The organism is Leucobacter chromiireducens subsp. solipictus, from assembly GCF_016758195.1.
Taxonomy (GTDB): domain Bacteria; phylum Actinomycetota; class Actinomycetes; order Actinomycetales; family Microbacteriaceae; genus Leucobacter; species Leucobacter solipictus.
The window spans coordinates 391,584-417,922 of record NZ_QYAC01000003.1 but is presented as its reverse complement, the minus strand read 5'-3'; the positions used below and the strand labels follow the sequence as shown (position 1 = coordinate 417,922).

Below are 26,339 nucleotides of genomic sequence, written 5' to 3'. Positions count from 1 at the left end.
GCCCCAGACTGTTACAGGAATCGTGCCCCGGAACCCCGTTCCGGTGGAAGAATGGAGACCATGTCTGCTCGTGCGTTCACTCCGGCCGAGGTCGCTGACCTGCGCGCCGCGTTCCCCTACTTCGCCGCCCAGGACCAGCGCGAGGGTGCCCCGGCGTACCTCGACTCCGCGGCGACCTCGCAGCGCCCGGCGGTGGTGCTCGACGCGGAGCGTCAATTCCTGGAAACCGCCAACGCGGCCGTGCACCGCGGTACGAGCGGCGCGGTGGGTGCGGCAACCGAGGCGTTCGAGGGTGCCCGTGCCGCCGTGGCCGCGTTTGTGGGTGCCGAGGCTCCCGAGCAGATCGTGTGGGCGGAGAACGCCACTGACGCGCTGAATATCGTGGCGCTCGGCATTGGCGAGGCCAACGCGGGACTCGGCGTGGCGGGGAGCGAGCGCTTCGCACTCGGCGCGGGCGACGAGATCCTCGTGACGGAGGCTGAGCACCACGCGAACCTGATCCCCTGGCAGCGGCTCGCCGCGAAGACCGGGGCCAGCTTCCGGTTCATCCCCGTGCGCGAGGACGGCACGTGGACGCTGGATGACGCACGGGCCGCGCTGAACGCGCGCACGCGCATCTTCGCGTTTGCGCACGTCTCGAACGCGACGGGGTTCGTCGCCCCGGTCGCCGAGCTCGTGGAACTCGCCCGCGCCGTGGGTGCCATCACCGTGCTCGACGCGTGCCAGTCCGTGCCGCACATGCCGGTCGACTTCGCGGCGCTCGGCGTCGACTTCGCGGCTTTCTCGGGCCACAAGATGCTGGGGCCGAACGGCATCGGCGTGCTCTACGGCCGCCCGGAAATGCTCGACGCGCTGCCGCCCGCGCGCACCGGCGGGTCCGCGATCACGCGGGTCACCATGGAGTCGGCCCAGTTCATGCCGGCACCGCTGCGCTTCGAGCCGGGCACGCAGCCCGTGTCCCAGGTCGTCGGGCTCGGCGCTGCCGTCGCGTTCCTCACGCAGGCCGATATGGCGCGCACGGCGGCCCGCGAGCACGAGCTCGTGGAGCGGCTCGTCGCCGGCATCGCGGAGAACCCCGGGCTGCGGCTCCTCGGCCCCGCGGATCCGGCGCGGCGGGTGGCGCTCACGGCGGTGTCGGTCGAGGGTATTCACGCGCACGATGTGGGTCAGTTCCTCGATGAGCAGGGCGTGCTCGTGCGGGTGGGACACCACTGCGCGCAACCGCTGCACCGGGCCCTGGGCATCACGTCCAGCACGCGCGCGAGCGTGCACCTGACCACCACAGCAGACGAGGTCGATCGGTTCCTCGACGCGCTCCGCGGCGCACAGCGGTACTTTGGAGCGGAGGTGTCGGCGTGAGCGCGCTCGACGGGCTGTACCAGGAAGTTATTCTCGACCACTCCAAGCGCCCCATCGGGAAGGGCGAGCTGGAGGCCGCGGCGGGCACTCTGACGGCCACGCATCACGAGTTCAATCCGAGCTGCGGGGACGAGATCGATCTCGCGATTGCGGTGGATCCCGAGACGGGACGCATCACGAACCTTGCCTGGGAGGGCCAGGGCTGCTCGATCTCGATGGCTTCCGCGTCGATCCTGTCGCAGCTGGTGCGGGACGAAGAGCTGACCGTGGCCGGGGCTGAGGAGCGGATTGCCGCGTTCCGGCAGATGATCCAGGCCCGCGGCACCGAGGAGCCGGATGAGGAGCTGCTCGGCGACGCCGTCGCACTGCAGGGCGTCGCGAAGTTCGTGATGCGCGTGAAGTGCGCGATGCTGGGCTGGGTCGCGCTGGAGGCGGACCTCAAGCAGGTCGCCGCCCAGCAGGCCGGAGCCTAGCCGTGACCGCGCCCGCGCTCCACCCGGGAAGCACGGCCGCGGACGTCTCCGCGACCCTCGCCGCGCTGGAGGATCCCAAGGCCCGCGCGATCAACGAACGGCACGGCGACGATCACGGCGTCAACCTGACGAAGCTGCGCGCGGTCGCGAAGCAGCTGAAGCGCAACCCGGAATTGGCGCGCGAGCTCTGGGCGACGGGCGGCTCGCCGGAGCGGCTCGTCGCCCTGCTGATCAGCGGGCCGCGGGACTACGCCGCGGCCGACCTCGACGCGATGCTCCGCGACGCTCGGATCCCGAAGGTGCGCGACTGGCTCGTGAACTACATCGTGAAGAAGAGCCCGCACGCCGAAGAGCTGCGCGTGGCCTGGTTCGCGGATCCCGAGCTTGCGGGCTCCGGCTGGGCACTGACATCCGAGCGCGTCATCAAGCGCCCCGAGGGACTCGACCTTGCCGCGCTCCTCGATCAGATCGAGGCCGAGATGCGGGACGCGCCAGAGTCGCTGCAGTGGGCGATGAACGAGTGTCTCGCCCAGATCGGAATCCATCACCCGGAGCTGCGCGCGCGGGCGCTCGACATCGGCGAGCGGCTGCAGGTGCTCGCCGATTACCCGACGCCACCGGGGTGCACCTCTCCGTTCGCGCCAATCTGGATCGCCGAAATGGTGGCGCGGCAGGGCTGAGTCTCGCCCTGAGAGAACTTCTTAGACACCTGTCTAAAAAGTAGCTACGCTGGCCGTATGGCCACTGACGCAGCTTCTTCCCCCGCGGCGACCCTCCGCGCCGCCGACCCGCGCACCGCGCGGACCCGCGAGGCGATCGTCACGGGGTTCGCCACGCTACTCCGCTCCGGCTGCGCCGACGCATCGGTGCGCGACGTCGTGGCGAGCGCGGGGATCAGCCGGGCGTCGTTCTACACGCACTTCGCGGGTGTCGACGAGGTCGCGCTCACGCTGCTTCGCCGCATCTTCGAGGGCCTGGGTGCGGTGGTCGTGGCGGAGCGGGTGGCGCTCGGTCGCCGCACCGCAACGTCCGTCCGAGCCGGCCAGGAACGTCTCGCCGACGCATTCTGGGAGCAGCGCGATCTCCTGCGTCCGATGCTCGAGGGGCCCTCAGCGGGCCCCGTCTACGTCGCGATCGTGCGCGCCTTCGCCGAGACCATCGAGGCGCTGCTGCGCTCCGAACTCAGCCGCATCCCCGCCGGGATCGACGCTCGGCTCGCGGCGATCGGCATCGCCAACACCCTGCTCGGGATCCTCAGTGCCTGGATCACCGATGCCATCGTCGCGGACCGCGAGGCAGTGGTGGATCACCTCGTCGCCATGCTCCCCGCGTGGATCGCGACCCCTGACTCCCCCGACGCACACTGAGCGCGGGCGAGAGAGCCGGCCGCACACCCGCGACCGACCATTTCCGAAGAGAGGTTCTGCAATGAAGGCTTCAGTCACGACTGGCGTCGGCACGGGTTTCCAGACGATGGAGGTGAACATCGCCGATCCGATCGGTCGCGAGGTGCTCGTCGATATCAAAGCGTCGGGGCTCTGCGCCTCAGACCTGCACCTTGAACAGGGCGCGTCGAGTCGCACCGTGTTCCCCGCCGTGCTCGGCCACGAAATCTCGGGCGTCGTCGCGGCCATCGGTCCGGACGTGACCACGATCGCGGTCGGCGACCACGTGGTCGCCAGCCTGATCCAGTTCTGCGGGGCGTGCGTCGAGTGCCTCTCGGGCCGCACCTATGCGTGCGCGAACCCGGGCGCCACGCTCCGCGGTGCCGGCGAGCCGGCCCGCCTCACGGCGACGGATGGCTCGGACGTCACCCAGATCCTCGGCCTGGGCGGTTTCGCGGAGCGGTCCCTCGTGCACGAGAACCAGCTGGCCGTGGTCACGAAGGAGATCCCGTTCCCGCAGGCCGCGGTGCTCGGCTGCGCGGTCTCCACCGGTGCCGGGGCGGCGATCAACACCGCCGGGGTACGCGTCGGCGACACGGTCGCGGTGATCGGGACGGGCGGGGTCGGCCTGAACGCGATCTCCGGCGCGCAGCTCGCGGGCGCCACGACGATCATCGCGATCGACATCAGCGATGACAAGCTCGCCGTCGCCGCGAAGTTCGGGGCCACGCACACGATCAACTCCAGTTCCCAGGATCCGGTCGCTGAGGTGCTCCGCCTCACCAACGGCGGGGTCGACCACGCATTCGAGATCATCGGGCTCCCGGCCACGCAGGCGCAGGCCGTCGCCATGCGCGGTGTGCTCGGGAACGCCTACCTGATCGGCATCGCACGCCCCGGTACCACCGTGGAAATGCCCGCCGACGCGACCTCGCTCGTCACCCAGGCGGGAGTCCGCACCGTGAAGATGGGCTCGACCAACCTGAAACGCGATATTCCGATGTACGCGGAAATGTACGTGCAGGGACGCCTGAACCTCGACGATCTGATCTCGCAGGAGATCTCGATCGATCAGGTCAGCGAGGGCTACGAGGCGCTCAAGCGCGGCGAGGTCATCCGCTCCGTCATCACGTCGTTCTAGCCGAGCGGGCGGGGGCGGCGCTCAGGCGCCGTCCCCGCCCGTCCCCGGGGACCCCGGTCACCCGGGACACGAGCGCGCCCGTGGCGGATCCGGCCGCGGCGAGCCGGTCCGCGACCTCCCGGATCTGCGCCTGCAGCGCCGCCCCCGCCGGGGTCGGGGCCATGTCCGAGCGGCGCGCGAGGCTCACCGTTCGGGTCAGCTCGGATCCCTGCAGCGGGGTGGTGCGCAGCAGCGGCCGATCCACCGCGACCATCGCCGGCACCACGGCGACACCGATCCCGCGCTCCGCGAACCGGAGCGCCGCGTCCATTTCGACGCCCTCGACGGCCACCTCCGGGCTCAGGCCGGCGGCTCGGTAGGCGACGTCCGTGGCGACGCGCAGATCGTAGTTCTCCGGGAACGCGATCTGCGGAATCCGGGCGAGCTCGGCGAGGCTCACCGCCCGGGGCGCACGATCAGGGCCGGTCTTCCCTGTGCCCGCTTCCGCGCCCCGCGCGAACGGGTCCGGCCGGTCGGCGGCCGAGACCACCACGAGCCGCTCGGTCAGAATCGCCTCGCGCTCGAGTACGGCCCGGGCGTCTCCCGGGGCGACGCTCGTCACGATCAGCGCGAGATCCAGCGCCCCCTCCATGAGCGCGCTCAGCAGCGTCCGCGAGCCGCGCTCCAGGATCTCAATATCGACGCCCGGATACCGCTCGTGGAACTCCGCAATCACCTCGGCCACGAGGCTCGTGCACAGCGTCGGCGTCGCCCCCAGCCGGATTCGCCCGCGCCGCAGGCCCGCCAGCTCGGCCATCTCGCTGCGGGCCGTCTCGGCGTCCGCGAGCATCCGGCGCGCGAGCGGGAGGAGCCGCTCGCCCGCGCTCGTCAGCGCGACATTGCCGCGCACCCTGTGAAACAGCCCGACACCGAGTTCACGTTCCAGGGTGGCGATCTGCCGACTCAGGGAAGGCTGCGCGAGGTGCAACTGCTCGGCGGCCCGCGTGAAATGGCCGGTCTGGGCGACCTCAACGAAACCGCGGAGCTGATCGAGATTCATATTGATAGCCTACGCGCATGATCCTGATCAGTTCTATTCATTGGAGTAATTGAACCGGACTGCCTAGCGTGGTCCGCATGCACAGCACACCCGCCTCCGGGCGCACCGAACGCCTCCTGTCCACCTCCGTCCTCGTCATCGGCACCGGCGGTGCCGGGCTCCGCGCCTCGATCGAGCTCGCCGAGCGCGGCGTGCAGGTCCTCGCCGTCGGCAAGCGCCGCGCCCACGACGCCCACACCACCCTCGCCGCCGGTGGCATCAACGCCGCCCTCGGCACCATGGACCCCGAGGACAGCTGGGAGCAGCACGCCGCCGACACGCTCCGCGAGTCCTACTTCCTGGCCGATCCCGCGATCGTCGAGGTCGTCACCCAGGGCGCGAAGCAGGGCATCGAGGATCTCGAGCGCTGGGGCATGCCCTTCGCCCGCGAGGCAGACGGCCGGATCAGCCAGCGCTTCTTCGGCGCACACAAGTACCGCCGCACCGCATACGCTGGCGACTACACCGGCCTGGAGATCCAGCGCACGCTGATGCGGCGCGCGGCCGAGCTGCAGGTCCCGATCGTCGACACCATCTACATCACGCGGCTCCTCACCAGCGACGGCCGGATCTTCGGCGCGTACGGCTTCGACATCGTGGACGGCTCCCCCGTCCAGATCAACGCCGACGCCGTGATCCTCGCCGCGGGCGGCCACACGCGGATCTGGCGCAACACCTCCTCCCGGCGCGACGAGAACACGGGCGACTCGTTCCGGCTCGCCGCGCTCGCGGGCGGCAAGATCCGCGACGCCGAGCTGGTGCAGTTCCACCCGTCGGGCATCCTCGAGCCCGCGGAGGCCGCCGGGCTCCTCGTGTCCGAGGCCGCGCGCGGCGAGGGCGGGATCCTGCGCAACGCGCTCGGCGAGCGGTACATGGAGAAGTACGATCCCGAGCGGATGGAACTGTCGACCCGCGACCGCGTCGCGCTCGCAAGCTACACCGAGATCGTGGAGGGGCGCGGCACCACCAACGGCGGCGTGTTCCTCGATGTCTCGCACCTCCCGCGCGAGCAGATCCTCGCCAAACTGCCCCGGGTCTACCGCAACCTCATCGACCTGCAGATGCTCGACATCACCGAGCAGCCCATCGAAATCGCGCCGACCGCCCACTACTCCATGGGCGGGGTGTGGGTGCGGCCCGAGGACCACGGCACCGGCGTCGACGGCCTCTATGCCATCGGTGAGGCGTCCAGCGGCCTGCACGGCGCGAACCGCCTCGGGGGCAACTCGCTGATCGAGCTCCTCGTGTACGGCCGGATCACGGGCGCGGACGCCGCCGAGTATGTTTCCGGCGTCACCGAGGTGCGGCGCGATCCCGCGGCCGTCGCCGAAGCGCGTGACGAAATGACGAGCCTGCTCACCGAGCGCGGCTCCGTGAGCGAGAGCCCGCGCCGTCTCCAGCGCGCCCTGCGCGATCTGATGACCGAGCACGCCGGCGTCGTCCGCTCCGAGGAGGGCCTCACCGCGGGTCTCGAGAAGCTCGCCGTGCTGGAGGAGCGGGTGCAGAACGTGACCGCGCATCCCGACATCGCCGGCTTCGACGATCTCGCGCACGCCTTCGATCTCTACGGCTCGCTGCTCGCCGCGCGCGCCACCCTCGAGTGCGCCCTGGAGCGCCGCGAGACGCGCGGCTGCCACAATCGCTCGGACTACCCCGAGCAGAGCGCGGAGCTGCAGGGGAACTTCGTGTGGACGCCGCATGACGGTGCCCGCTTCGAACCGCTGCCGGAGGCACCCGAATCGTTCCGGGCGCTCGCGATGGCCGGCCTCGACGACTCCGTCGTGGGCAAGCTCGTCGAGTAACGGCCGGGCCGTGGGTCGGCCGGGCGTGGGTCGGCCGGGTCATGGGTCCGGCGGACCGTCGGTCCGGCGGGCCGCATGGCGTCCGCTGCCGGGCGCCCCGGCCCCGTCGAGCCAGCGTCGTCCCCAGGTGTGCCTTCGACACCCGGGGACGGCGTTTTCGCGGGATGCGTGTGGATAGCCCCGCCACCGCATCCCCCGCCCAGCGCAGAATCGCTGCATGACTCCGCATACGACCCCGCTCCCCGCCCGCCGTCCGACCACGGCCGGCTCACCCACCGACGCGCCGAATGCCGTCCAGGTCTTGCGCTGCACCACGCCGGCCGACATCCTGTCGGCGCTCCCCCGACTCTTGGGGTTTGACCCGGAAGACAGCCTCATCGTGCTGCGTTTCTCGGGGACGCGCTCGGTCGAGGCTGCCCGCATCGATCTTCCCCGCGTTCCGGGGCCCGAGAGCACCGCCCAGGTCCTGGGCCTGCTTCGCTCGGCGCTGCAGTCCCTCACCGAATCCGCGGCGCGGTCCGGCGATCCGACGCCGCCGCGGATCACCGGCCTCGGGATCGCCGTCGTCACGAGCGTTCGCTTCGGCCGGAGCCGCGTGCCGCCCTGGACGGAGCTCGCGGCCCACATCGCAACCGATTGCCGGGAGGCGGGGATCGCGCTCACGGTCAGCTGCTGTCGCGCGGCCGATGGCTGGGCAGACTACCGGGACGCGGACGCCGTGCCCGTCGGCGGTCGCCCGCTCGCCGAGCTTGCGGCCACCCCGCTCGCGTTCGAAGCCGCGCTCAGGGATTCCCCCGTCCCCACGCAGGCGGAATACGGCTCGCTCCCCGAACCGGACCCCCACCGATGCGCGCTCCTTGCAACGGAGCTCACACCCGATCTCGCGACGCTGCGCGCCGCCTCAACCAGCGGCAGCCCTGCCGCCACGCCGGTACCGCCAGCATCGGTGCCGCCCCAGCCGCCGGGGCTGCCCGTGTCGGCGGGTCGCGCAACGCCACGGCCGCTGCCCCGGGCTGTCCCTCCCGAGCTTGTCCCGCACGTCGTTGAGGTCGCCTCGGCGTTCCGGGAGGCCAGCTCCCTCAGCGTTGCGGACACCGTGCGCGCGGTACGCGTCCTCGCAGACCCGGGCCGCTGGCTGGGCGTGGTACTCGGGATCATGCTGCGCCCCGTCCGGGCCGGGGCGATGCTCCGCGACGCGGACACGAGCGCGCAGCTCCTCGCCGTACTGCAGCCAGATCCGGAACACGCGCTCGCGCCCTACCCGCGACTGCTCATGCTCCTCTCGGACGTGGGCGCGGCCTTCACCGAGCGCGGGCGGCTGGCGGCGGTCCGCGATCGAGTTGACCAGGCGCTCGCGGAATGCCCGCCGCCGCTCAGCGCCCCGCTCGCGGCACTGAGCGCCTGGCTGTGGTGGCTCTCGGGCACGCAGAGCGTGGCCCAGCGGCGCATCGATGCCGCCGCCGAACGGCACGCGGACCATGCGCTGCTGCGCACCGTTGCCGCACTCATCGCGGTGCCCAGCCACGTGTCGCGATTCGCCGATCCACAGCCGTTCTCGGATCACGGATCCGGCGCGGATCTCGGCGAGACCCCTCTCGGGACGGAGGTGCCGAATGCCGAGTAATCCGGCCCCCAGGCTCCCCGCGATGCTCCGCTACGCCCGGGTGCCGGTCGCCTTCCTGACCTCGGCTCGGAGCACCTCGACACAGCGTTCACGCACGGACTCTGAGAGCGGCGCCGGAAGCGTGCACCGCAGGGCGGTCTGCGCGAGTTCCGGTGCCACACCCATCGCGAGGAGCACGGGCGAAGGCTCTGACTGCCCGGCCGCGCACGCAGAGCCAGAAGAGACCGCCAGGCCGGCGGAATCCAACGCGACGAGCAGGGATTCCCCGCTCACGCCGGCGACCGTGAAGGAGGCGTGGCCGGGCAAACGCTCCTCCGGGTGCCCGGTCAATGAGGTGCCGGGAACCTCGGCGAGCACGTCCCGGATCAGCGCATCGCGGCTCGCCATGAGGTCGAGCGCCGCGCCTCCGATGCCGCCGGTCGCCGCCACGACCGCTGCTGCGAAGCCAGCGATTCCCGCGACGTTCTCGGTCCCGGACCGCACGCCGTGCTCGTGGCCCCCGCCGTGCAGCACGGGTTCGATGGGGGTTCCCGCCCGCAGCACCAGGGCCCCCACACCCTGCGGGCCGCCGAACTTGTGTGAGGCTACCGTCATCGCGGTCACTCCACGGCCGGGCCAGGCCGCGGGAGCGTTCTCCGCGTCGAGCCCCGAAGCGAAGGACACGGGCAGGCTCGCCGCGGCCTGCACCGCATCCGTGTGCACGGGCACCCCGAGCGACACCGCACCGTCGGCGATGGCCTGGATCGGCTGCACCGTCCCCACCTCGGCGTTCGCGAGGCCGATCGACAGCAGAGTCGTATCCGGGCGCAGGGCAGCCGCCACCGCCTCCGGCGCGACCTGGCCCTGCGCATCCACCGTCACGATCGTCAGCTCGAAGCCAAAGACGCGTTCGAGGAATCGGCACGACTCCAGCACCGAGGAGTGCTCAATCGCCGAGGTGACGAGGTGCCGGCCCCGGGGTCGAGCGAGCGCCAGGCCGACGATGGCGAGGGTATTCGCCTCCGTCCCCCCGGAGGTGAACACGATCTCTCCGGGCCGCGCACCCAGTGCCCGCGCGAGACGCTCGCGTGCGGTGTCCACCGCCGCACGGGCCCGGTACCCGGCCGAGTGCACGCTCGACGCGTTCGCCTGGCCGGCATCCCACACCGCCAGCATCGCCGCTCGCGCTTCCGGCCGCAGTGGCGCCGTCGCCGCGGCATCCAAGTACGTGATGGTCATCGTGGTGCTCCCTGCCCGCGTGCGTGGCCCGCACTCCGCGCACCGAGCGTCGCGTCCGGTGCGGCGTCCTGCCCGGCGTCGCGCCCGATCATTCGGCGTCCAAGCCCAGGTCAAGCGCACGCGCCCCGTGCGTCAAGAGGCCCACGGAGATCACGTCCACACCGGTCTCCGCGATCCCTGCCACGGTGTCCAGGGTCACGCCCCCGCTCGCTTCCACCACCGCCTGCCCCGCAATGAGGTCCACGCCAGCGCGGAGCTCAGCAAGCGAGAAGTTATCGAGCAGGATCCCGGTCGGGCGCGCAGCAAGTACTGGGGCGATCTGATCCACCCGGTCCACCTCCACGACAATCGCGGTCGTGTGCCCCGCGCGTTCGCGCAAGCCCGCGAGCGCGGCCGTGGTCGTGGCCGCGTCCACGGCGCCGAGGGCGGCGAGGTGATTGTCCTTGATCATGACCGCGTCCGACAGGCTGAAGCGGTGGTTCGAGCCGCCCCCAGCACGGACCGCGTGCTTCTCCAGGGCCCGCAGGCCCGGCGTGGTCTTCCGCGTGTCCGCGATCCGGGCATGCGTGTGTGCGACGGCGGCGACGAACTGCGCGGTCAGCGTCGCGACCCCGCTCATGCGCTGTGCAAAGTTGAGCGCGATCCGCTCGCCGGTCAGCACGCCCCGCGCGGGGCCTGCCACCCGCGCCAGCACGTCGCCCGCCTGAAACGGGGTACCCTCAGCCGCAAGCTCCGTGACCTCGATCCTCGGGTCCACCTGTCGGAACGCCTCGACGATCAGTGGCCCGCCGGCGAACACCCCCGCTTCGCGGGCGTTCAGTACGGTCCGCACCGAAGCGTCAGCGGGAATCGCCAGTTCCCCCGTGAGGTCTCCCCACGGCGCATCTTCCGCGAGCGCACGCTGCACAGTGTCGGTGATCAAAACGGGTGTCAGCATGAGGTCAGGCTCCTTGCACGGGGGGATGGGGTGGCCGCGGTACTCGCGGTGGCCGCGCCGGCGCCGGGTGGCACGACGCCGAACGGGGGTGCGGGTTCACACACCAGCGCGGTACGCCGCGCGGCGTGTGGGTCGGGTGCGGGAAAGTCTGCGCGCAGATGCGCGCCACGCGATTCTTCCCGTGCGAGCGCGGCCGCACAGATCAGGCCGCCAAGGAGGGCCGCGTCCGTGGTGTTCGCCGCGCACACGGCCGCCGTGGCCCGCAGCCCCGCGGCATCACGTTCGATGCCGAGCCCCGCGCTGATCGCGGCGCGCACCGCTGCGTGTGCGTCGGGAGCGGGGACGGCACCGCGGGCCGCGCCGAATGCGGCCGCTCCCGGCACCGTTCGAGCCTCCGCGAGCAACCGTCGAAACGCGGCTCCGCGACTCTCCCACCGCGGGCGGTCGCCCCCGGAAGCGTGAGCCCAGGAGGCCGCGGCCCGCCCAGCCGCTGTCCCGAACACGAGTCCCTCCAGCAGGGAGTTGGACGCGAGGCGGTTCGCCCCGTGCACTCCGGTCGACGCGACCTCTCCGGCCGCGAAGAGCCCGGGAACGCTCGTCCTCCCGTCGAGATCGCTCGCGACCCCGCCCATACTGTAGTGCGCGGCGGGTGCCACGGGGATCGGCTCGCGCCGCCAGTCGAGTCCGCGCGCCGCGACCGATTCAGTGATGCCCGGAAAGCGGCGGGCCAATGTGCCCGGCCCGCCATCCCGCTCGATGCCGGTCGCGTCCAGCCACACGGTCGGTTCCGCGCGTGCACGCAGCACCCGGTGAATCTCGCGCGAGACCACATCCCGCGGGGCGAGGTCGGCCTGCGGATGCCGCCCGACCATGAACTGCGCCCCTGATCCGTCACGCAGCACCGCGCCCGCGCCGCGGACCGCCTCGGACACGAGATCGCCGCTGCCCCCGGCAGCGACGGGCGCGAGCACGGTCGGGTGGAACTGCACGAACTCGAGATCCGCGAGCACGGCACCCACTCGTGCGGCCAGCACGACCCCGGACCCCTGCGCCCCCGGGTGATTGGAACTCCCGGGAAAGAGCCCGGCGTAGCCGCCGGTCGCGAGCACCACGGCGGCCGCGCTTCGCGGCACCGCGATTCCTCCGCCTACGCGCAGGACCGCCCCGACCACGGCGTCCTCGGGCTGATCCCCGATACGAAGAAGTCGCTCGACCACCGCGTGTTCGGTGACGGTCAGCCGCCCCTCTTCCAGAGCCGCACACACGCGCGCACGCAGGAAATCGTGGAGCGCTGCTCCGGTTCGGTCGCCGCCGGAGTGCACGATCCGGGGGCGACCGTGGGCACCCTCCAGACCGAGCGCAGGGCACCCATCCGCGGCGAGGTCCGCGGGGAACCCGCGCAAAATCAGGTCCCGGACCAGCTCCGCCCCCGCCACCGTCAGCTCGCGGACCGCGTCAGCGTCACTCAGGCCGGCCCCGGCCGTCAGGGTGTCCGCGGCGTGAGCCGCGGGATCGTCCCCCGCACCCAGCGCGGCGGCCACGCCGCCCTGGGCCAGCGCCGTGTTCCCTCCGCCGAGCGCGTCCGCCCGAGGCGTGAGGCTGCCGGGGGTCACCAGTTCCACCTCTGCCCCGGCGGCCCAGGCCGCCAGCGCACAGCTGAGGCCCGCGACACCCGAGCCGACCACGAGAATCATGGCCGAGCCGCGAGCATCCGTTCAAGCGCGACGCGCGAGTCCGCCGCCACGGCTTCCGGCACCCGGATCTGGTTCGGCGTTTCCCCGGCCAGCAACGACTCAAGCGTCCACGCAAGGTACGCCGGATGGATCCGGTACATCGTCGAGCAGGGGCACACCACGGGGTCGAGGCAGAAAATCGTGAGATCGGGTCGCTGCTGTTGCAGGCGATTCACGAGGTTGATCTCTGTACCGACCGCGATGACGCTCCCCGGGGCCGCCGCCTCGATCTCCTTGCGAATGTACTCGGTCGAACCGGCCCCGTCCGCGGCGTTAACGACGGCCGCCGGGCACTCGGGGTGCACGATCACCCGGACGCCCGGGAACTCCGCGCGGGCCTGATCGATCTGCGCAACGGTGAACCGCTTGTGCACCGAGCAGAACCCGTTCCACAGGATGACGCGCGCATCCTGCAACTGCTCCACGGTGTTCCCGCCGAGTGCGAGGTGCGGGCGCCAGAGGGGCATCTCGGCCTCGGTGATCCCCATCGCTTGTGCGGTGTTCCGCCCCAGGTGCTGATCCGGGAAGAACACGACGCGCTGACCGCGGGCGAAGGCCCATTCGAGCACCGTCCGCGCGTTCGACGAGGTGCACACGATCCCGCCGTTGCGACCGCAGAAGGCCTTAATGTCCGCGGACGAGTTCATGTACGTCACGGGGATCACCGGCTGGAGTTCGCCGTCTTCCACCGGGCCGAGTGCCGCCGTCAGTTCCTCCCAGCACGCCTCGACCTGCGTGATCGTCGCCATGTCGGCCATCGAGCAGCCCGCGGCGAGGTTGGGCAGGATGACCGCCTGTTCGGGCCCGGAGAGGATATCCGCGGTTTCGGCCATGAAGTGCACGCCGCAGAACACGAAGGCCTCGGCCTCGGGATGCTGTTTCGCGGCCTGCGCGAGCATGAACGAGTCGCCCACGAAGTCGGCGTGCTGCACCACCTCGTCGCGCTGGTAGAAATGGCCGAGGATGCGCACGCGATCGCCGAGCGCGGCCTTCGCCGCGACGATCCGGGCGGTCAGTTCCTCGTCCGTTGCGTCCGTGTAGCTGCGGGGCAGCGGGCCCTGGCGGGGAGCGTCGTTCGGAATCCCGTCCGCGGACGACGCGCCTGGGCCGTAGCCGGGGGCACGATCGATCGACCAGGGATCATCGGCGAGTTCCGTGTCGCAACTCGTCAGCCCCGTCGCTCGGAGGATGATGGGGCGGCGGTGCGCGGGCGTTGCCGGATCAGACCGTTCGTCGCCTCCCGTCGCACGAGTCGCGGCCTCGCGTTCGGCCGCACCGCGGATGAGTTCGTGGACGCTGGTCATGCTGTGCTCCTCGCTGAGGGTGTTCCTGGGGTGATGGGGTCGTGCGACGTTGCGGGTGGTTCCGCAAAGCGATAGAGCCGCGCGGGCCGGTGGCGGGCACCGCTCTCACGCTCACCGGTGTCGACGAGCGAGCCTTGTGCAAGCGCTTGTCGCCGGAAATTCGCGGGGTCCACGGGCTGTCCGAGCACCGCTTCGGTGACCGCGCGCAGCCGCCCGAGCGTGAACACCGGCCCGAGAAAACGGTGCGCGACCGACGCGTACTCGGTCTTCGCCCGGAGTCGACCCAGGGCGTGGTCAATGATCTCCCGGTGGTCAAAGGCCAGCTCGGGGAGCCGATCGGCCGAGAACCAGGCGACATTCCCCGCGTTCCCGGGGGCCGCCGGGGAGAGTCCCGCGGCGGCTGTCTCCCCCGCGCGTACGGCGGGCGCTGGATCGTCCCAGCGCCGCGGGCCGCGCGGTGCCGCAGGGGGAACCGTCGGTAGACCGCCGGCCGGAGCGACTGCGGGGTCGAGCTCGTGTTCCCCGTACAGCGCCCAATACGCGATGGTCACGAGGCGCTGCGCGTCGGCGGACCGTTCCACGCCGCCGAACGAGTACAGCTGTTCGAGGTATCCGGGGGTGCGGGCGGTTGCGGCGTGCAGGCTCCGGAGCGCGGTGTCCGCGAGCGTCTCGTCCCACTGGGTGGGGCCGCCGGGGAGCGCCCACTGCCCCAGGAACGGGGCACGAGTGCGCCGCACGAGGGGCAGCCACATCGTGGTGTCGCCCGCGTACGCGTCCGGGTCGCCCAGTTCGGCGTCGGCCGGCGGGCGGAGCGCGAACGCCACGACCGATACCGCCACGGCGGGCGGCAGGTACTGTCGCTCGCTCGCGCTGGTCTCCGCATAGTGCACGGTCACGCCCCTCGTTCCGAGTTATGGTCAAGCTGACTATAACTCACGCGCGCGCATTCTCCAACGCCGGCCCACCGCGCCCAGCGCACCACATGACGAGAAAAGACACAGGAATATCACGATTCCGCAACACAGCGCCCTGAGTGGGATATGCTCAGTCGCAAGACCAGTAATGCCGAACGTTGGGATTCACCAGCAAGTTTTGTCCGTCGCAAACACGCGGCACAGCTACCAGTCTCCACGTCGGCGCCGTCGCCGTGGCACCCCGGCCGCTCCTCGCGGCCAGCAACACAAAGGAAATACAGTATGGCCACCGGCACCGTAAAATGGTTCAACTCCGAAAAGGGCTTCGGCTTCATCACCCCTGACGACGGAGCTTCCGACGTCTTCGCACACTTCAGCGCGATCCAGGGCAACGGCCGCCGCGACCTGTTCGAAGAGCAGCGCGTTGAGTTCGACATCGAGCAGGGCCCCAAGGGTCTGCAGGCGAGCAACATCCGCGCCATCTAAGTTTGTGAATCGCGATGTTCACGCCCTTCTCGGGATGAACATCCGCAGTTCACCAACTGCGCGGTGACTACTCACCGCTCGGGGGAGGTCAGCCAATCGGCTGGCCTCCCCCGATGCTTTTGTAGAGGGTCGACACTTCGTTCGACACCCGCGGGTCCCGGCCGTTACAGTTCGGAACAGCCGGTCACCGTGTGGTGGCCGCCTCGCCCCCGCTCCGGGTGGGAGGACGCACGCTCACCCTGAGAGGGCCGCATGTCACCGTCGACGTATCCGCATCTGCTCGCCCCGCTCCAGCTCGGGAGCGTCACGCTCCCGAACCGCATCATCATGGGTTCGATGCACCTCGGCCTTGAGGAAGCGCCGGGTGGCTTCGCCCGCCTCGCGGCGTTCTACCGTGAACGCGCCCGGGGTGGTGCCGCGTTGATCGTCACCGGTGGAATCTCGCCCAACGAAGAGGGCCGCCTCACGCCGGGCTCGGCGCTCCTGCGTACGTCCGACGAGGTCGCGGAACACCGCCTGCTCACCGAGGCCGTGCACGCCGAGGGCGGGCGGATCGCCCTGCAGATCCTGCACGCAGGACGCTACGCGGCACACCCCGGGCTCGTCGCCCCCAGCCCACTCCAGGCCCCTATCAATCGATTCCCCCCGCGCGAGCTGAGCGACGCTGACATCGAACGCACCATCGACGACTACGTACATACCGCGACCCTGGCCCAACAGGCCGGGTACGACGGGGTGGAGATCATGGGCTCCGAGGGGTACCTCATTAACGAGTTCACGGCGCCCCACACGAACCACCGCAGCGACCGCTGGGGCGGCTCGTTCACGGGCCGTGCGCGATTCCCCGTCGAGATCGTCCGGCGCGTGCGGGAGGCAGTCGGCCCCGACTTCATCCTGATCACGCGTATCTCGATGCTCGATCTCGTCCCGAACGGCTCGACGCCGGAGGAAGTCCTCCAGCTCGCGCGCCTCGTCGAAGATGCCGGGACCAGCATGATCAACACCGGCATTGGCTGGCACGAGGCGCGCATCCCCACCATCGCCAGCTCCGTGCCGCGCGGCGCGTTCGCGTGGGTCACGAAGCGGCTCATGGGCGAGGTGTCGGTGCCGCTCATCACCACCAACCGGATCAATACCCCCGAGGCCGTGGAACAGGTCCTCGCCGACGGCGCGGCGGATCTCGTGTCGCTCGCACGGCCGTTCCTTGCCGACCCGGACTTCGTCCGCAAGGCCGCGGCCGGCACGCCGGAGCGCATCAACACCTGCATCGGCTGCAATCAGGCGTGTCTCGACCACACGTTCTCCGGGAAGCTCGCCTCCTGCCTCGTCAATCCCCGCGCCGGGCACGAAACGGAACTCGTGCTCTCCCCCACACGGCGGCGTCGCCGGATCGCGGTGGTCGGATCCGGCCCAGCCGGCCTTGCCTGCGCGACCACGGCCGCCGAACGCGGCCACGACGTCACCCTGTTCGAGCGGGACTCGCGCATCGGCGGGCAACTCAACGTTGCCCTCCAGGTTCCCGGCAAGAGTGAGTTTCGGGAGACGCTCCGATACTTCGGTGTGCGGCTCGCCGAGACCGGGGTCACCCTGGCGCTGGAGACCACCGCGACCGCGGAGTCGCTCGCGGCCGGCGACTTCGATGAGATCGTTCTCGCGACCGGGGTGCACCCGCGGATCCCCGAGTTTCCCGGCCTGGAGGACACCCGGGTGGTGACCTACCTCGATGTGCTGCGCGACCGCGTCCCGGTGGGAAATCGCGTCGCCGTGCTGGGTGCGGGCGGCATCGGCTTCGACGTTGCCGAGTTCCTCACGCACGCGGCACCGGAGGATCCCGCCGATGTGCCCGCATTCCTCGCGCACTGGGGCGTGGACCCGGCCGGGGTCACACCCGGTGGGCTCGCTGACCCAACGCCCGGGACCCGACCGACCCCCGTCGCGTCGCCGCGCAGCGTCGTGATGCTGCAGCGCAAGGAAGGGAAACTCGGGGCTGGTCTCGGCAAAACGACCGGTTGGATTCACCGCACCGAGCTCGCGCGACGCGGCGTGCAGATGGTCCCTGGGGTTGAGTATCGGGGCGTCGACGAGGCCGGGCTGCGGATCGTCGTGGAGGGTGCCGAGCAGGTCATTCCCGCGGACACGATCGTGCTCTGCACCGGCCAGGACCCCGCCCGCGAACTGCACGCGGAACTCGCCAGGCTCGGGATCTCCGCGCACCTGATCGGCGGGGCGGATGTCGCGAGCGAGCTCGACGCGAAGCGGGCGATCGACCAGGGCACCCGGCTCGCCGCAGCCCTGTAGACGGCAGGATCGAGGATCGAGGGTCGCGGATTGAGGGTCGAGGCTCGACGCTCAAAGCTCAAAGCTCAAAGGTGTCTGATGCACGTTTAGGTGACAGTTTGGTCAGGCAGCGAGCAAATCAGCTAGTCAGCCAGGCAGACCGCAAGTCACCCAGCAAGTCAGCAAGTCAATGAGTCAACGTCAGCCTGGGGTCCGGCAGCCAGGCAGGCAGACAGACGGGCAGACAGACAGGCAGCCAAGCAGCCGGCGAGCAAGTCAGACCGCAAGACCGCAAGACGGCAAGACCGCCGATCGGTCCGCCAGAGAGCCCGCAAGTCACCCAGCCAGCCACCCGTCAAGTCAGCAAGCCAAACAGCCAGCCAGCACACAAACAAACACCCGATCAGGGGGCACAGGGAAGAGCCTTTCGGGTTACGGCAGGAGGCGGCGCGCCTCGGCGAGGGCATCGGCGACCGTGTCCGCAAGGCGGTGCCGCCCGGCGCCGAGCTGCGCCCAGTGCCAGACCGCGGCGGCGAGCGCCGCGGCATACCCGGCACCGACCACCTCCGGCGCGAACGCCGCACTGGCCCCTGCGCCGACGCCCACCCCAGCACCCACACCGGCGCCAGTACCAGCACTCACGCCCGACCCAGAACCCGCACCCGCGGCGACGCGGGCGGCGATGGCCTGGGACAGGCGCAGCTGGCGCTCGGCGCGGCCCGTGGTGAGTTCCGCTTCGACCCCCATCGTGCGGGCATCGACGATTGCGAGGGCCAGCGTCTCGGGCGGCGGCCCGGCCGCGAAGCCGTCAAGCGCCTCCGCGAGCGGCACGGCCGGGTCGGCGAGGGCGGCGAGCACGGCGTCGAGGTGCTGGTCGAACACGAACCACAGGATGTCGGATTTGCCGGAGAAGTAGTTGAAGAAACTCGAGCGACTCACCCCGGCGCGACGCGTGATCTCGGTCACCGACGTCGCCTCGTAGCCCTGCTCGAGGAAAAGCTCGATCGCGGCGTCAGCGATCGTCTCGTGGGAGGAAGCGCGGGGGCGCCCGCGGGTCGGAGTGCTCACTCGCCCACTCTAGCCGCGTGCGCCGGGCGGGCCCGGGAATAGCGTAAGCTCTTCTTTGTTGCACTGAATCTAGAAACAACCCATGCGCGGGTGATCCGCGCGCTCACTCGCCGCGCGCCCGCGCCGGCCACACTCACGGGAGTCGCCGCACCATGCCCCACACCCCCGGTGTCACACCTGACGCCTTCGACACACCGGCCACCGCACGCCCCGCCGCCGAGCCGAACGGCGTCCTCGCCCGACGTCGCAGCCCGCGCGCGCGAGCCCTCACGCTGAGCGGCCTCGCCGCACTCACCGCTGCCGCCGCGCTCACGCTCACGGCGTGCGCCGCCCCGGGCGCGGGAGACGCCGGTGCCACGGGCACCCCCCAGGACGGCGGCACTCTCGTCTACGCGACCGGCGACGCGGAACCCACCTGCCTCGATCCGCACGTGGGCGGGAACTACCCGCAGGCGCTCATCTCGACCCAGTACCTGGAGCCGATGGTCGGCCGTGACGCCGACGGCACGATCACCCCGTGGCTGGCCAGCGAGTGGACCACGAGCGAAGACGGCCTGACCTGGGACTTCACCCTCCAGGAGGGCGTCACCTTCACCGATGGCACACCGCTCGACGCCGCGGCGATCAAGACCAACGTCGAACACCTGCAGGATCCCGAGACGCAGTCCTCCACCGGCTACCTCGCACTGGCCAAGGTCGCGGAGGTCGAGGTCGTCGACGACACGCACGCCCGCTTCCACCTCTCGGCCCCGGACGCGGCCCTGCTCGAGTCCTTGAGCCAGCAGTGGACGGCGATCCAGTCCCCCGCCGGCATCGCCCGGGGCATGGAGGCCAACTGCCAGGCACCGATCGGCACCGGCCCGTTCGTCGTCGAGGACTGGACCCCGCAGCAGAGCGTCACCCTGGTCCGCAACGAGGACTACCGCACGCCCGGGCCGGAAGCCGATCACGAGGGCGCGGCCCACCTCGACGGCATCGAGTGGCGCTTCATCCCCGATGCCGCGACCCGCTACGCGGCGCTCGCGTCCGGCGAAGTGCAGGTCATCGACAACCCGTTGCCGAACGACATCGCCGGGGCGGAGGCCGCCGGAATCGCGCACATCGACGCCCCACGGCCGGGCTCCGTGAACCGCATCGAGCTCAACTCGGCGCAGGCCCCGTTCGACGATATCCGCGTGCGCGAGGCGTTCATCCGCGCCGCCGATCCGAGCCCCGGCATCGAATCGCTCACCCAGGGAACGGCGACCCGCTCCTTCTCCCCGCTCGCGAGCACCGAGCCCGCCGCGACGAGCGCCGAGCAGCTGTTCAAGACGGACGCGGCCGCGGCCGCGAAGCTGCTCGACGCGGCCGGCTGGACCGAGCAGAACGCCGATGGTGTGCGCACGAAGGACGGGAAGGCGTTGACGGTGCGCTTCCCCGTGAGCACCAACCAGTCGGTGGCCGCCGAGCAGTCGCTGTTCGAGCAGATCCAGGCGAACACCGCCGCGGTCGGCTTCGACGTGCAGCTGGAGCCCGTGGACCTGTCCAGCTGGTACGCGGCGCTCGGCGCGAACGAGTACGAGGCGGTCAGCGCTCCGTACACGAAGGTGGGCCCGGACGTGCTGCGGATCCTCTACCACTCGGACGGGATCGTTCCGGCGCCCTCGGGCTACTTCGCGAACCACGCGCAGCTCGCGGACCCCGAGCTCGATGCCCTGCTCGACCAGGCCTCGGACACCCTGGACGAGGACGCCCGCACGAAGATCTATGCCGATGCCCAGCAGCGGATCCTCGAGAGCTTCACGGTGCTGCCACTCTATGATCAGCAGAACCACTTCCTCACGAAGGGTGTGGCCGGCGTGACGACCCTCGGGACCGTCGCAACGCCCACCTTCGTGAACGCGCAGCTCACCCAGTAGCAATAGCGCCGGGCGGTCCGGGCCGAACAGTCGGCCCGGACCGCCGCACGCGCGGACCGCACCCAGCACACCACCAACACCATCGCCACCACCACGAGAAAGGGCCACGAGACCCATGGGCCGGATCCTGCGCACGGTGCTCGGCCGCATCGCTGCCGCGCTGCTCGTCGTGTGGGTCACAGCCACGATCGTGTTCGTCGCGCTGCGCGCGACGGGGGATCCGCTCGAGGCGATCCTCGGCGGGCCGGGCTCGCAGGCCGGGCCGGAGGCCGTGGCCGAGGCGCGGCTCGCGTACGGCCTCGACCAGCCCGTGTTCGTGCAGTATCTCTCACAGCTCTGGCGCACCGCGACGCTGCAGTTCGGGGATTCCTACGCGCGCAAGCAACCGGTGGCGGATCTGCTCGCCGCGCACGTCCCCCCGACGGTGCTGCTCGCCTCGCTGGCCCTGCTCCTCGCCTGGGTGCTCGCCCTCGCGGGGGCCCTCGCCAGCACGGCGCGGCGGGGCTGGATCGGTCGCGCCACGCGCGCGGTACTCGCCGGGATCGAGACCATCGTCTCGGTTACCCCCCACTTTTTCCTGGGCGCCATCCTGATTCTCGTGTTCGCGAGCGGGCTCGGCTGGTTCCCGGCGACGAGTTCGGGATCCGCGCCGGCGGGGCTCGTGCTGCCCGTGGTCACCCTCGCCGTGCCGCTCGCGGGCTACCTCGCGCACGTGATGCACGGCTCGCTCGCCGAGGCCGACGCCGCCCCGTTCGCAACGACGGCCCGTGCGCGCGGCGGCTCGGAGGCGCGCGTGCTGCTCACCCACACCCTGCGACACGCGGCGCTCCCCGCACTCGCGCTCTCGGGCTGGGCCTACGGCTCGCTCCTCAGCGGCGCCGTGGTGGTGGAGGCCCTATTCGCACGTCCCGGCCTCGGCCGGCTCCTGCTTGAGGCGACGCTGGTCCGCGACGTGCCCGTGGTGGTCGGGGCGGTCGCCGTGATCGCGCTGCTCTACGTCGCGGTCATGTTCCTGACCGATCTGCTCGAGTGGGTGGTGGATCCGCGGTTGCGGCCGCGCACGCGCACGGCGGTGCCCGCGTGAGGCGCCGCCGGATCGGGCTGCCCGAGGCCCTCAGCATTCTCGTCCTGCTCCTCGTCGCGGTCGCGGTCGCGCTGCCCCACCTCCTCGCACCCGGAGACCCACTCGCGATCCATCCGGCCGCCGCCTTCCAGCCCCCCTCCCTCGCCCACCCGTTCGGCACCGATGAGTCGGGGCGCGACGTGCTCACCCGCGTGGTGCACGGCGCGGGCGCCTCGGTGGGGATCGGGCTCGCGGCCACCGGGATCGGCATCGGGATCGGCGCGCTGCTCGGGTTCACCGCGGGGCTCGGCCCGCGCCTCGTGGACGCCGCACTGGGCCGGCTGTTCGAGGTGCTCTTCGCGCTTCCGACGCTCGTGCTCGCGCTGCTGTTCATCGCGGTCCTGGGCGGCGGCCCGGCCTCCTCGATCCTCGCGATCGGCCTCGCGACGATCCCCGGCTACGCGCGGATGCTGCGCGCCCGCGCGCGCGGGGTCGCACGCAGCGGCTATGTCGAGTGGGCGCGCCTCGACGAGGTCACGCCGGTACGCATCTTTGCCCGCCACATCGCCCCGAACGCGCTCTGGCCGCTCGTGTCCGCCGCGACGCTCGGGGTGGGGCAGGCGATCGTGTGGGTGTCCGCGCTCGGGTTCCTGGGGCTCGGGGCCGCGCCGCCCGAGCCGGAGTGGGGGGCCATGCTGAACGCGGGCCGCGTCTACCTGACCTCCGCCTGGTGGATGACGGTGGGGCCCGGCCTCGCGATCGTGCTCACCGCCGCCGCGCTCACGGTGCTCGGCCGCAGGCTTGCCGACGGAGAGGATCTGACGTGACCGCACAGACGATGACGCCCGCCACGACCCCGCCGGTCGGGCCCGCCCTCGACGTGCGCGGGCTCACGGTGACGCACCCGCGCGGCGGCGCGATTCTCGCGGGCGTGGATCTCCGCGTCGCCCCCGGCGAATGCCTCGCGATCGTCGGGGCCTCCGGGGCGGGCAAGTCCGTGCTCGCCCGCACCCTGCTCGGGCTCACGCAGGCCGAGCGGCACTGGTCGGTGAGCGCGGAGCGTCTCGCCGTGTCGGGACGGGAACTGCGCGGCGCGAGCCAGCGCCAGTGGCGCGGGGTCCGCGGGCGGACGGTCGGCCTGGTGCTCCAGGACGCCCTGCAGTCGTTGGATCCGCTCCGCACGATCGGGGCCGAGGTCGGCGAAGCCCTCACGGTGCGGGGCGTCCGGGGCGCGGCACGCCGGCGTGCGGTGGTGGACGCGCTCGGTGCCGCGGGGTTGCCGAACCCCGAGGCGCGCCTGACGCAGCGCTCGGGCGAACTCTCTGGCGGCATGCGCCAGCGGGCGCTCATCGCCTCAGCGATCGCCGCCGAGCCGGCGCTCATCATCGCGGACGAGCCCACGACGGCGCTCGATTCGGCGACCGCGGCGCACGTGCTTGCCACGTTCCGGGACATTCGGGATCGCGGCACCGCGCTCGTGCTCATCAGTCACGACCTCGGTGCGGTGGCGCGCGTCGCCGACCGCATCGCGGTGCTGCACGAGGGTCGGATCGTCGAGGCGGGGCCCGCGGCCCAGCTCCTCGCGGCGCCCGAGCACGCGGCGAGCCGCGCACTGGTCGCGGCGATCCCCCGCGGTCCGAAACCGGAGACCGTCGCCGACGGTGCCGGCCGGGAGACGCGGCCCGCGCCGGAGCTGCTGACCCTCACCGCCGGGGTGCGCGAGTTCCCCGCCCCCGGCGGCGGCACCGCCGGGCTGCGCGGCGTCGATCTTCGCCTGCACCGGGGCGAGGCGGTGGGGGTCGTCGGCGAGTCGGGCGCGGGCAAGACGACGCTCGCGCGCATCGTGGCGGGCGCGGAGCGGTTGGACTCCGGCACGCTCACGCGCGCGGAGGCGGGCTGCCGGATCCGGTTGATCCCGCAGGATCCCTTCGCGACGTTCGACCCGCGGTGGCGCGTGGAGCGGATCCTGCGCGCGTCGATCCGCGGTGCCGAGTCGCCGACGCCCGCCGAGCTGCTCGGACGGGTGGGGCTCGGCCCCGAGTTCCTCGGCCGCCGCCCGGCCACGCTCTCCGGCGGTCAGCGCCAGCGCGTCGCGATCGCGCGCGCCCTCGCGGCCCGCCCCGATGTGCTCGTGTGCGACGAGCCGGTCTCCGCCCTCGACATGGCCACCCAGGCGGGGATCCTGCATCTCCTGCGCGATCTCCAGGCGCGGGACGGCGTCGCCCTGCTCTTCGTCTCCCACGACCTCGCCGCGGTGCGCACGGTGTGCGACCGCACCCTCATCATGCAGGACGGTCGCGTCGTCGAGGAGGGTGCCACGGAGCGGATCTTCACCGCCCCGCGGCACCCCTTCACCCGCGATCTGATCAGCGCTGCGGCGTACTGACCCGCTTCGCGAGCTTCGACGGCCACCAGATCGCCCGGCCAATGTCGTACGTGAGCGCGGGCACGAGCAGCGAGCGCACGATGAAGGTATCGAGCAGCACGCCGAACGCGACAATGAACGCGATCTGCACGAGGAACAGGATCGGGATCACCGACAGCGCCGCGAACGTCGCCGCGAGCACGAGCCCCGCCGAGGTGATCACGCCACCCGTAATCGAGAGGCCACGCAGGATCCCCTCGCGGGTGCCGTGGGTGAGGCTCTCCTCGCGGACTCGGGTCATGAGGAAGATGTTGTAGTCGATCCCGAGCGCCACGAGGAACACGAAGCTGTAGAGCGGGACCGCCGGATCGACACCGGGGAACTCGAAGACGTGCGTGAACAGCCACCCGGCGACCCCCAGGGCGGTGCCAAATGACAGCACCGTGGTGGCGACGAGCAACAGTGGCGCGACGATGGAACGCAGCAGCAGCATCAGGATCAGGGTGATCACGAGGAGCACGATGGGGATGATGAGCGTGCGGTCGTGGATCGACGCATCGTTGGTGTCGATCGCGGTCGCGGTGACACCGCCCACCAGCGCGCTCGGTGCCGCATCGACGAGGTCGGCGCGGAGCTCGCGCACCGTGTCCGAGGCCGCGTCGGAATCCGCGGCGGCGGTGAGGGTCCCCTGCAGCAGCACATCTCCGTGCGACACGGTGGGCTCGGCCGCCGCGCCCGATCCGGGCATGCCCGCCTGGCCGGGCGGGCCGAAGGACCCGGTGCCCACGCCGTCAGCGGTCACGGGAAGCGTGCCGGTGGGTGACTCCGTCGCCGCGACGGTCACGCTCTCGATCCCGTCCGACGCGAGGAGCACGTCGGCGGCGTCCTGGAGCTGTTCCTCGGACACGATCACGGTGACCGGGCTGCCCGATCCGCCGGGGAAGTGCTCCCCGAGGGCCTGCTGCCCGTCGCGCGCCTCCGAGGCGCCAAGCACCAGATCGGACTGCGGCACGCCGGTCGCGTCGAGCTGGCTCGCCCCGAACACCCCCACGGCGAGCGCGAGCGCGGTGACGATCCAGATGGGGCGGTGGCGGCGCTTGATCCAGCCGGCGAGCTTGGCCCAGACCCCGCCGTGGACGCCGTGCTCTGCGGCGACAACCTCCGGCTCGAAGCGGGGGCGCTTCGGCCAGAACGCGGCACGGCCGAACGCGAAGAGGATTGCGGGCAGCAGCGTGAGCGCGGCCAGCATGGCGAACACGATGCCGATGGCGGCGATCGGCCCGAGCGAGCTGTTCGACTTCAGGTCCGAGAGCAGCAGGCAGAGGAGGCCGGCGATGACGGTGCCGCCGGACGCGAGGATCGGCTCGAGGGAGCCGCGGAGCGCCGCGCGCGTGGCGTCACCCCGGTCGCGCTGTACCCGAAGCTCCTCTCGGTAGCGCGAGACGTACAGCAGCGAGTAGTCCGTAGCCGCGCCGATGACCAGGATGAACAGGATGCCCTGGGTCTGCCCGGAGAGCATCAGCACGCCCCACTTCGCGAGCCACCAGTTGGTGAGCAGGGCCGCCGTGAGTGCCATGACGCTCGTCCCGAGCACGGCCACGGGGAGCAGCAGCGAGCGGTAGACCACCACGAGGATGATGAACACGGCGAGGAGGGCGACCCCCAGCAGGATTCCGTCGATTCCGGCGAAGCCGTTCACGAGGTCCGCCGTGAAGCCCGCGGGCCCGGTCACGTAGACCTCGACACCGTCCGGTGCCGCGTCACGCAGCGCATCCCCGACCGCCGCGACGGTGTCGCGCAGGCCTTCCCCGCTGTCGAGCGGCACAAAGGACTGCGCCGCGCGCCCGTCCTCTGACGGGATCACCGGCGAGAGCTCCTCGGAGACGCCCGGGACCGTGTCCGGCAGGTCCGCGACGGCCTGGGTCAGCGTCTCCAGCTCTGCCGGGGTCAGTTTCTCATCGCTCGCCATCACGACGACGGCGGGAATGTCTTCGGAATCACGGAACTCTCCGGCGCGCTGCTGGACCTGCGTCGCGTCCGCGGAGGTCGGCAGGTAGGTGGTCTGGTCGTTGGACGAGACCTCGCTCACTTTCCCGAAGTAGGGGCCGCCGATGCCGCTGACGGCGACCCACCCGATGATCAGGATCGCCGGCAGGAGGATCCGCAGCCAGCGCCGCCGCGGGCTCCCGTGTTGTGCGTTCATGTGCCGCTCCC

General features: G+C 71.4%; 21 protein-coding genes. 13 read left to right on the top strand and 8 right to left on the bottom strand.

Going from position 1 to position 26,339, the window contains the following annotated elements:
• Positions 1-51: 51 nt before the first annotated feature.
• The 5 genes from D3230_RS07745 (at position 52) to D3230_RS07725 (ending at position 4,358) form a co-directional block, all read left to right on the top strand.
• Positions 52-1,359 carry an aminotransferase class V-fold PLP-dependent enzyme gene (locus D3230_RS07745; RefSeq protein WP_202344448.1) on the top strand — a complete coding sequence of 436 codons (1,308 nt, stop codon included), beginning with the start codon at positions 52-54 and terminating at the stop codon, positions 1,357-1,359.
• Positions 1,356-1,832, top strand: coding sequence for a Fe-S cluster assembly sulfur transfer protein SufU (gene sufU / locus D3230_RS07740; protein WP_202344447.1), 477 nt, complete (start codon positions 1,356-1,358; stop codon positions 1,830-1,832). The genes D3230_RS07745 and sufU overlap by 4 nt, the downstream gene beginning before the upstream one ends.
• Positions 1,833-1,834: 2 nt before the next feature.
• Positions 1,835-2,512 carry a DNA alkylation repair protein gene (locus D3230_RS07735; protein ID WP_202344446.1) on the top strand — a complete coding sequence of 226 codons (678 nt, stop codon included), beginning with the start codon at positions 1,835-1,837 and terminating at the stop codon, positions 2,510-2,512.
• 57 nt (positions 2,513-2,569) lie between these two features.
• On the top strand, positions 2,570-3,199 hold the full coding sequence (locus D3230_RS07730) for a TetR/AcrR family transcriptional regulator (RefSeq protein ID WP_202344445.1): 630 nt from the start codon (positions 2,570-2,572) through the stop codon (positions 3,197-3,199).
• Positions 3,200-3,260: 61 nt separating this feature from the next.
• Positions 3,261-4,358: an alcohol dehydrogenase catalytic domain-containing protein gene (locus D3230_RS07725; protein WP_202344444.1), complete on the top strand. Its 1,098-nt coding sequence runs from the start codon at positions 3,261-3,263 to the stop codon at positions 4,356-4,358.
• On the opposite strand, the gene D3230_RS07720 is transcribed toward D3230_RS07725, so the two are convergent.
• A complete protein-coding gene (locus D3230_RS07720) occupies positions 4,345-5,397 on the bottom strand; it encodes a LysR family transcriptional regulator (protein WP_202344443.1) in 1,053 nt (350 codons plus the stop codon). The genes D3230_RS07725 and D3230_RS07720 overlap by 14 nt on opposite strands.
• 77 nt (positions 5,398-5,474) lie before the next feature.
• Here D3230_RS07720 and D3230_RS07715 point away from each other — a divergent pair, with 77 nt between their 5' ends.
• Both D3230_RS07715 and D3230_RS07710 read left to right on the top strand, forming a co-directional pair.
• Positions 5,475-7,238 (top strand): L-aspartate oxidase, encoded by a 1,764-nt coding sequence (locus D3230_RS07715; protein WP_202344442.1) that lies wholly within the window; start codon positions 5,475-5,477, stop codon positions 7,236-7,238.
• A gap of 217 nt (positions 7,239-7,455) precedes the next feature.
• Entirely contained in the window at positions 7,456-8,862 is a 1,407-nt protein-coding gene (locus tag D3230_RS07710) for a DUF4192 family protein (RefSeq protein ID WP_202344441.1), read from the top strand.
• 30 nt (positions 8,863-8,892) lie between these two features.
• Here the strand turns inward: D3230_RS07710 and D3230_RS07705 are convergent, their stop codons facing one another.
• The 5 genes from D3230_RS07705 to D3230_RS07685 all read right to left on the bottom strand — a co-directional run bounded on the left by D3230_RS07705 (position 8,893) and on the right by D3230_RS07685 (position 14,950).
• Positions 8,893-10,080 carry a cysteine desulfurase family protein gene (locus D3230_RS07705; RefSeq protein ID WP_202344440.1) on the bottom strand — a complete coding sequence of 396 codons (1,188 nt, stop codon included), beginning with the start codon at positions 10,078-10,080 and terminating at the stop codon, positions 8,893-8,895.
• An 88-nt stretch (positions 10,081-10,168) separates the two neighbouring features.
• The gene (gene nadC / locus D3230_RS07700; protein WP_202344439.1) at positions 10,169-11,017 is read right to left on the bottom strand and encodes a carboxylating nicotinate-nucleotide diphosphorylase; all 849 of its coding nucleotides are present in this window, start codon (positions 11,015-11,017) and stop codon (positions 10,169-10,171) included.
• Positions 11,011-12,711: an L-aspartate oxidase gene (locus D3230_RS07695; RefSeq protein ID WP_202344438.1), complete on the bottom strand. Its 1,701-nt coding sequence runs from the start codon at positions 12,709-12,711 to the stop codon at positions 11,011-11,013. Before D3230_RS07695 ends, nadC begins: the two co-directional genes overlap by 7 nt.
• The gene (nadA, locus tag D3230_RS07690; protein ID WP_202344437.1) at positions 12,708-14,054 is read right to left on the bottom strand and encodes a quinolinate synthase NadA; all 1,347 of its coding nucleotides are present in this window, start codon (positions 14,052-14,054) and stop codon (positions 12,708-12,710) included. The genes D3230_RS07695 and nadA overlap by 4 nt, the downstream gene beginning before the upstream one ends.
• Positions 14,051-14,950, bottom strand: a complete 900-nt coding sequence (locus tag D3230_RS07685) for an NUDIX hydrolase (RefSeq protein WP_337249132.1) — start codon at positions 14,948-14,950, stop codon at positions 14,051-14,053. The genes nadA and D3230_RS07685 overlap by 4 nt, the downstream gene beginning before the upstream one ends.
• A gap of 300 nt (positions 14,951-15,250) precedes the next feature.
• Between D3230_RS07685 and D3230_RS07680 the strand changes: the two genes are divergently transcribed.
• Together D3230_RS07680 and D3230_RS07675 are read left to right on the top strand one after the other, a co-directional pair.
• On the top strand, positions 15,251-15,454 hold the full coding sequence (locus tag D3230_RS07680; protein WP_025133079.1) for a cold-shock protein: 204 nt from the start codon (positions 15,251-15,253) through the stop codon (positions 15,452-15,454).
• 252 nt (positions 15,455-15,706) lie between these two features.
• Positions 15,707-17,752, top strand: coding sequence for an NADPH-dependent 2,4-dienoyl-CoA reductase (locus D3230_RS07675; RefSeq protein ID WP_202344436.1), 2,046 nt, complete (start codon positions 15,707-15,709; stop codon positions 17,750-17,752).
• Positions 17,753-18,163: 411 nt separating this feature from the next.
• Here the strand turns inward: D3230_RS07675 and D3230_RS07670 are convergent, their stop codons facing one another.
• Positions 18,164-18,799 carry a TetR family transcriptional regulator gene (locus tag D3230_RS07670; protein WP_202344435.1) on the bottom strand — a complete coding sequence of 212 codons (636 nt, stop codon included), beginning with the start codon at positions 18,797-18,799 and terminating at the stop codon, positions 18,164-18,166.
• 152 nt (positions 18,800-18,951) lie between these two features.
• Here D3230_RS07670 and D3230_RS07665 point away from each other — a divergent pair, with 152 nt between their 5' ends.
• The 4 genes from D3230_RS07665 (at position 18,952) to D3230_RS07650 (ending at position 24,146) form a co-directional block, all read left to right on the top strand.
• The gene (locus tag D3230_RS07665) at positions 18,952-20,697 is read left to right on the top strand and encodes an ABC transporter substrate-binding protein (RefSeq protein WP_202344434.1); all 1,746 of its coding nucleotides are present in this window, start codon (positions 18,952-18,954) and stop codon (positions 20,695-20,697) included.
• A gap of 115 nt (positions 20,698-20,812) precedes the next feature.
• Positions 20,813-21,781, top strand: a complete 969-nt coding sequence (locus D3230_RS07660) for an ABC transporter permease (protein WP_202344433.1) — start codon at positions 20,813-20,815, stop codon at positions 21,779-21,781.
• Entirely contained in the window at positions 21,778-22,587 is an 810-nt protein-coding gene (locus tag D3230_RS07655) for an ABC transporter permease subunit (protein ID WP_202344432.1), read from the top strand. Before D3230_RS07660 ends, D3230_RS07655 begins: the two co-directional genes overlap by 4 nt.
• The gene (locus D3230_RS07650; RefSeq protein ID WP_337249131.1) at positions 22,584-24,146 is read left to right on the top strand and encodes an ABC transporter ATP-binding protein; all 1,563 of its coding nucleotides are present in this window, start codon (positions 22,584-22,586) and stop codon (positions 24,144-24,146) included. The genes D3230_RS07655 and D3230_RS07650 overlap by 4 nt, the downstream gene beginning before the upstream one ends.
• On the opposite strand, the gene D3230_RS07645 is transcribed toward D3230_RS07650, so the two are convergent.
• Positions 24,127-26,328: an MMPL family transporter gene (locus D3230_RS07645; protein WP_237467130.1), complete on the bottom strand. Its 2,202-nt coding sequence runs from the start codon at positions 26,326-26,328 to the stop codon at positions 24,127-24,129. The genes D3230_RS07650 and D3230_RS07645 overlap by 20 nt on opposite strands.
• Positions 26,329-26,339 lie beyond the last annotated feature (11 nt).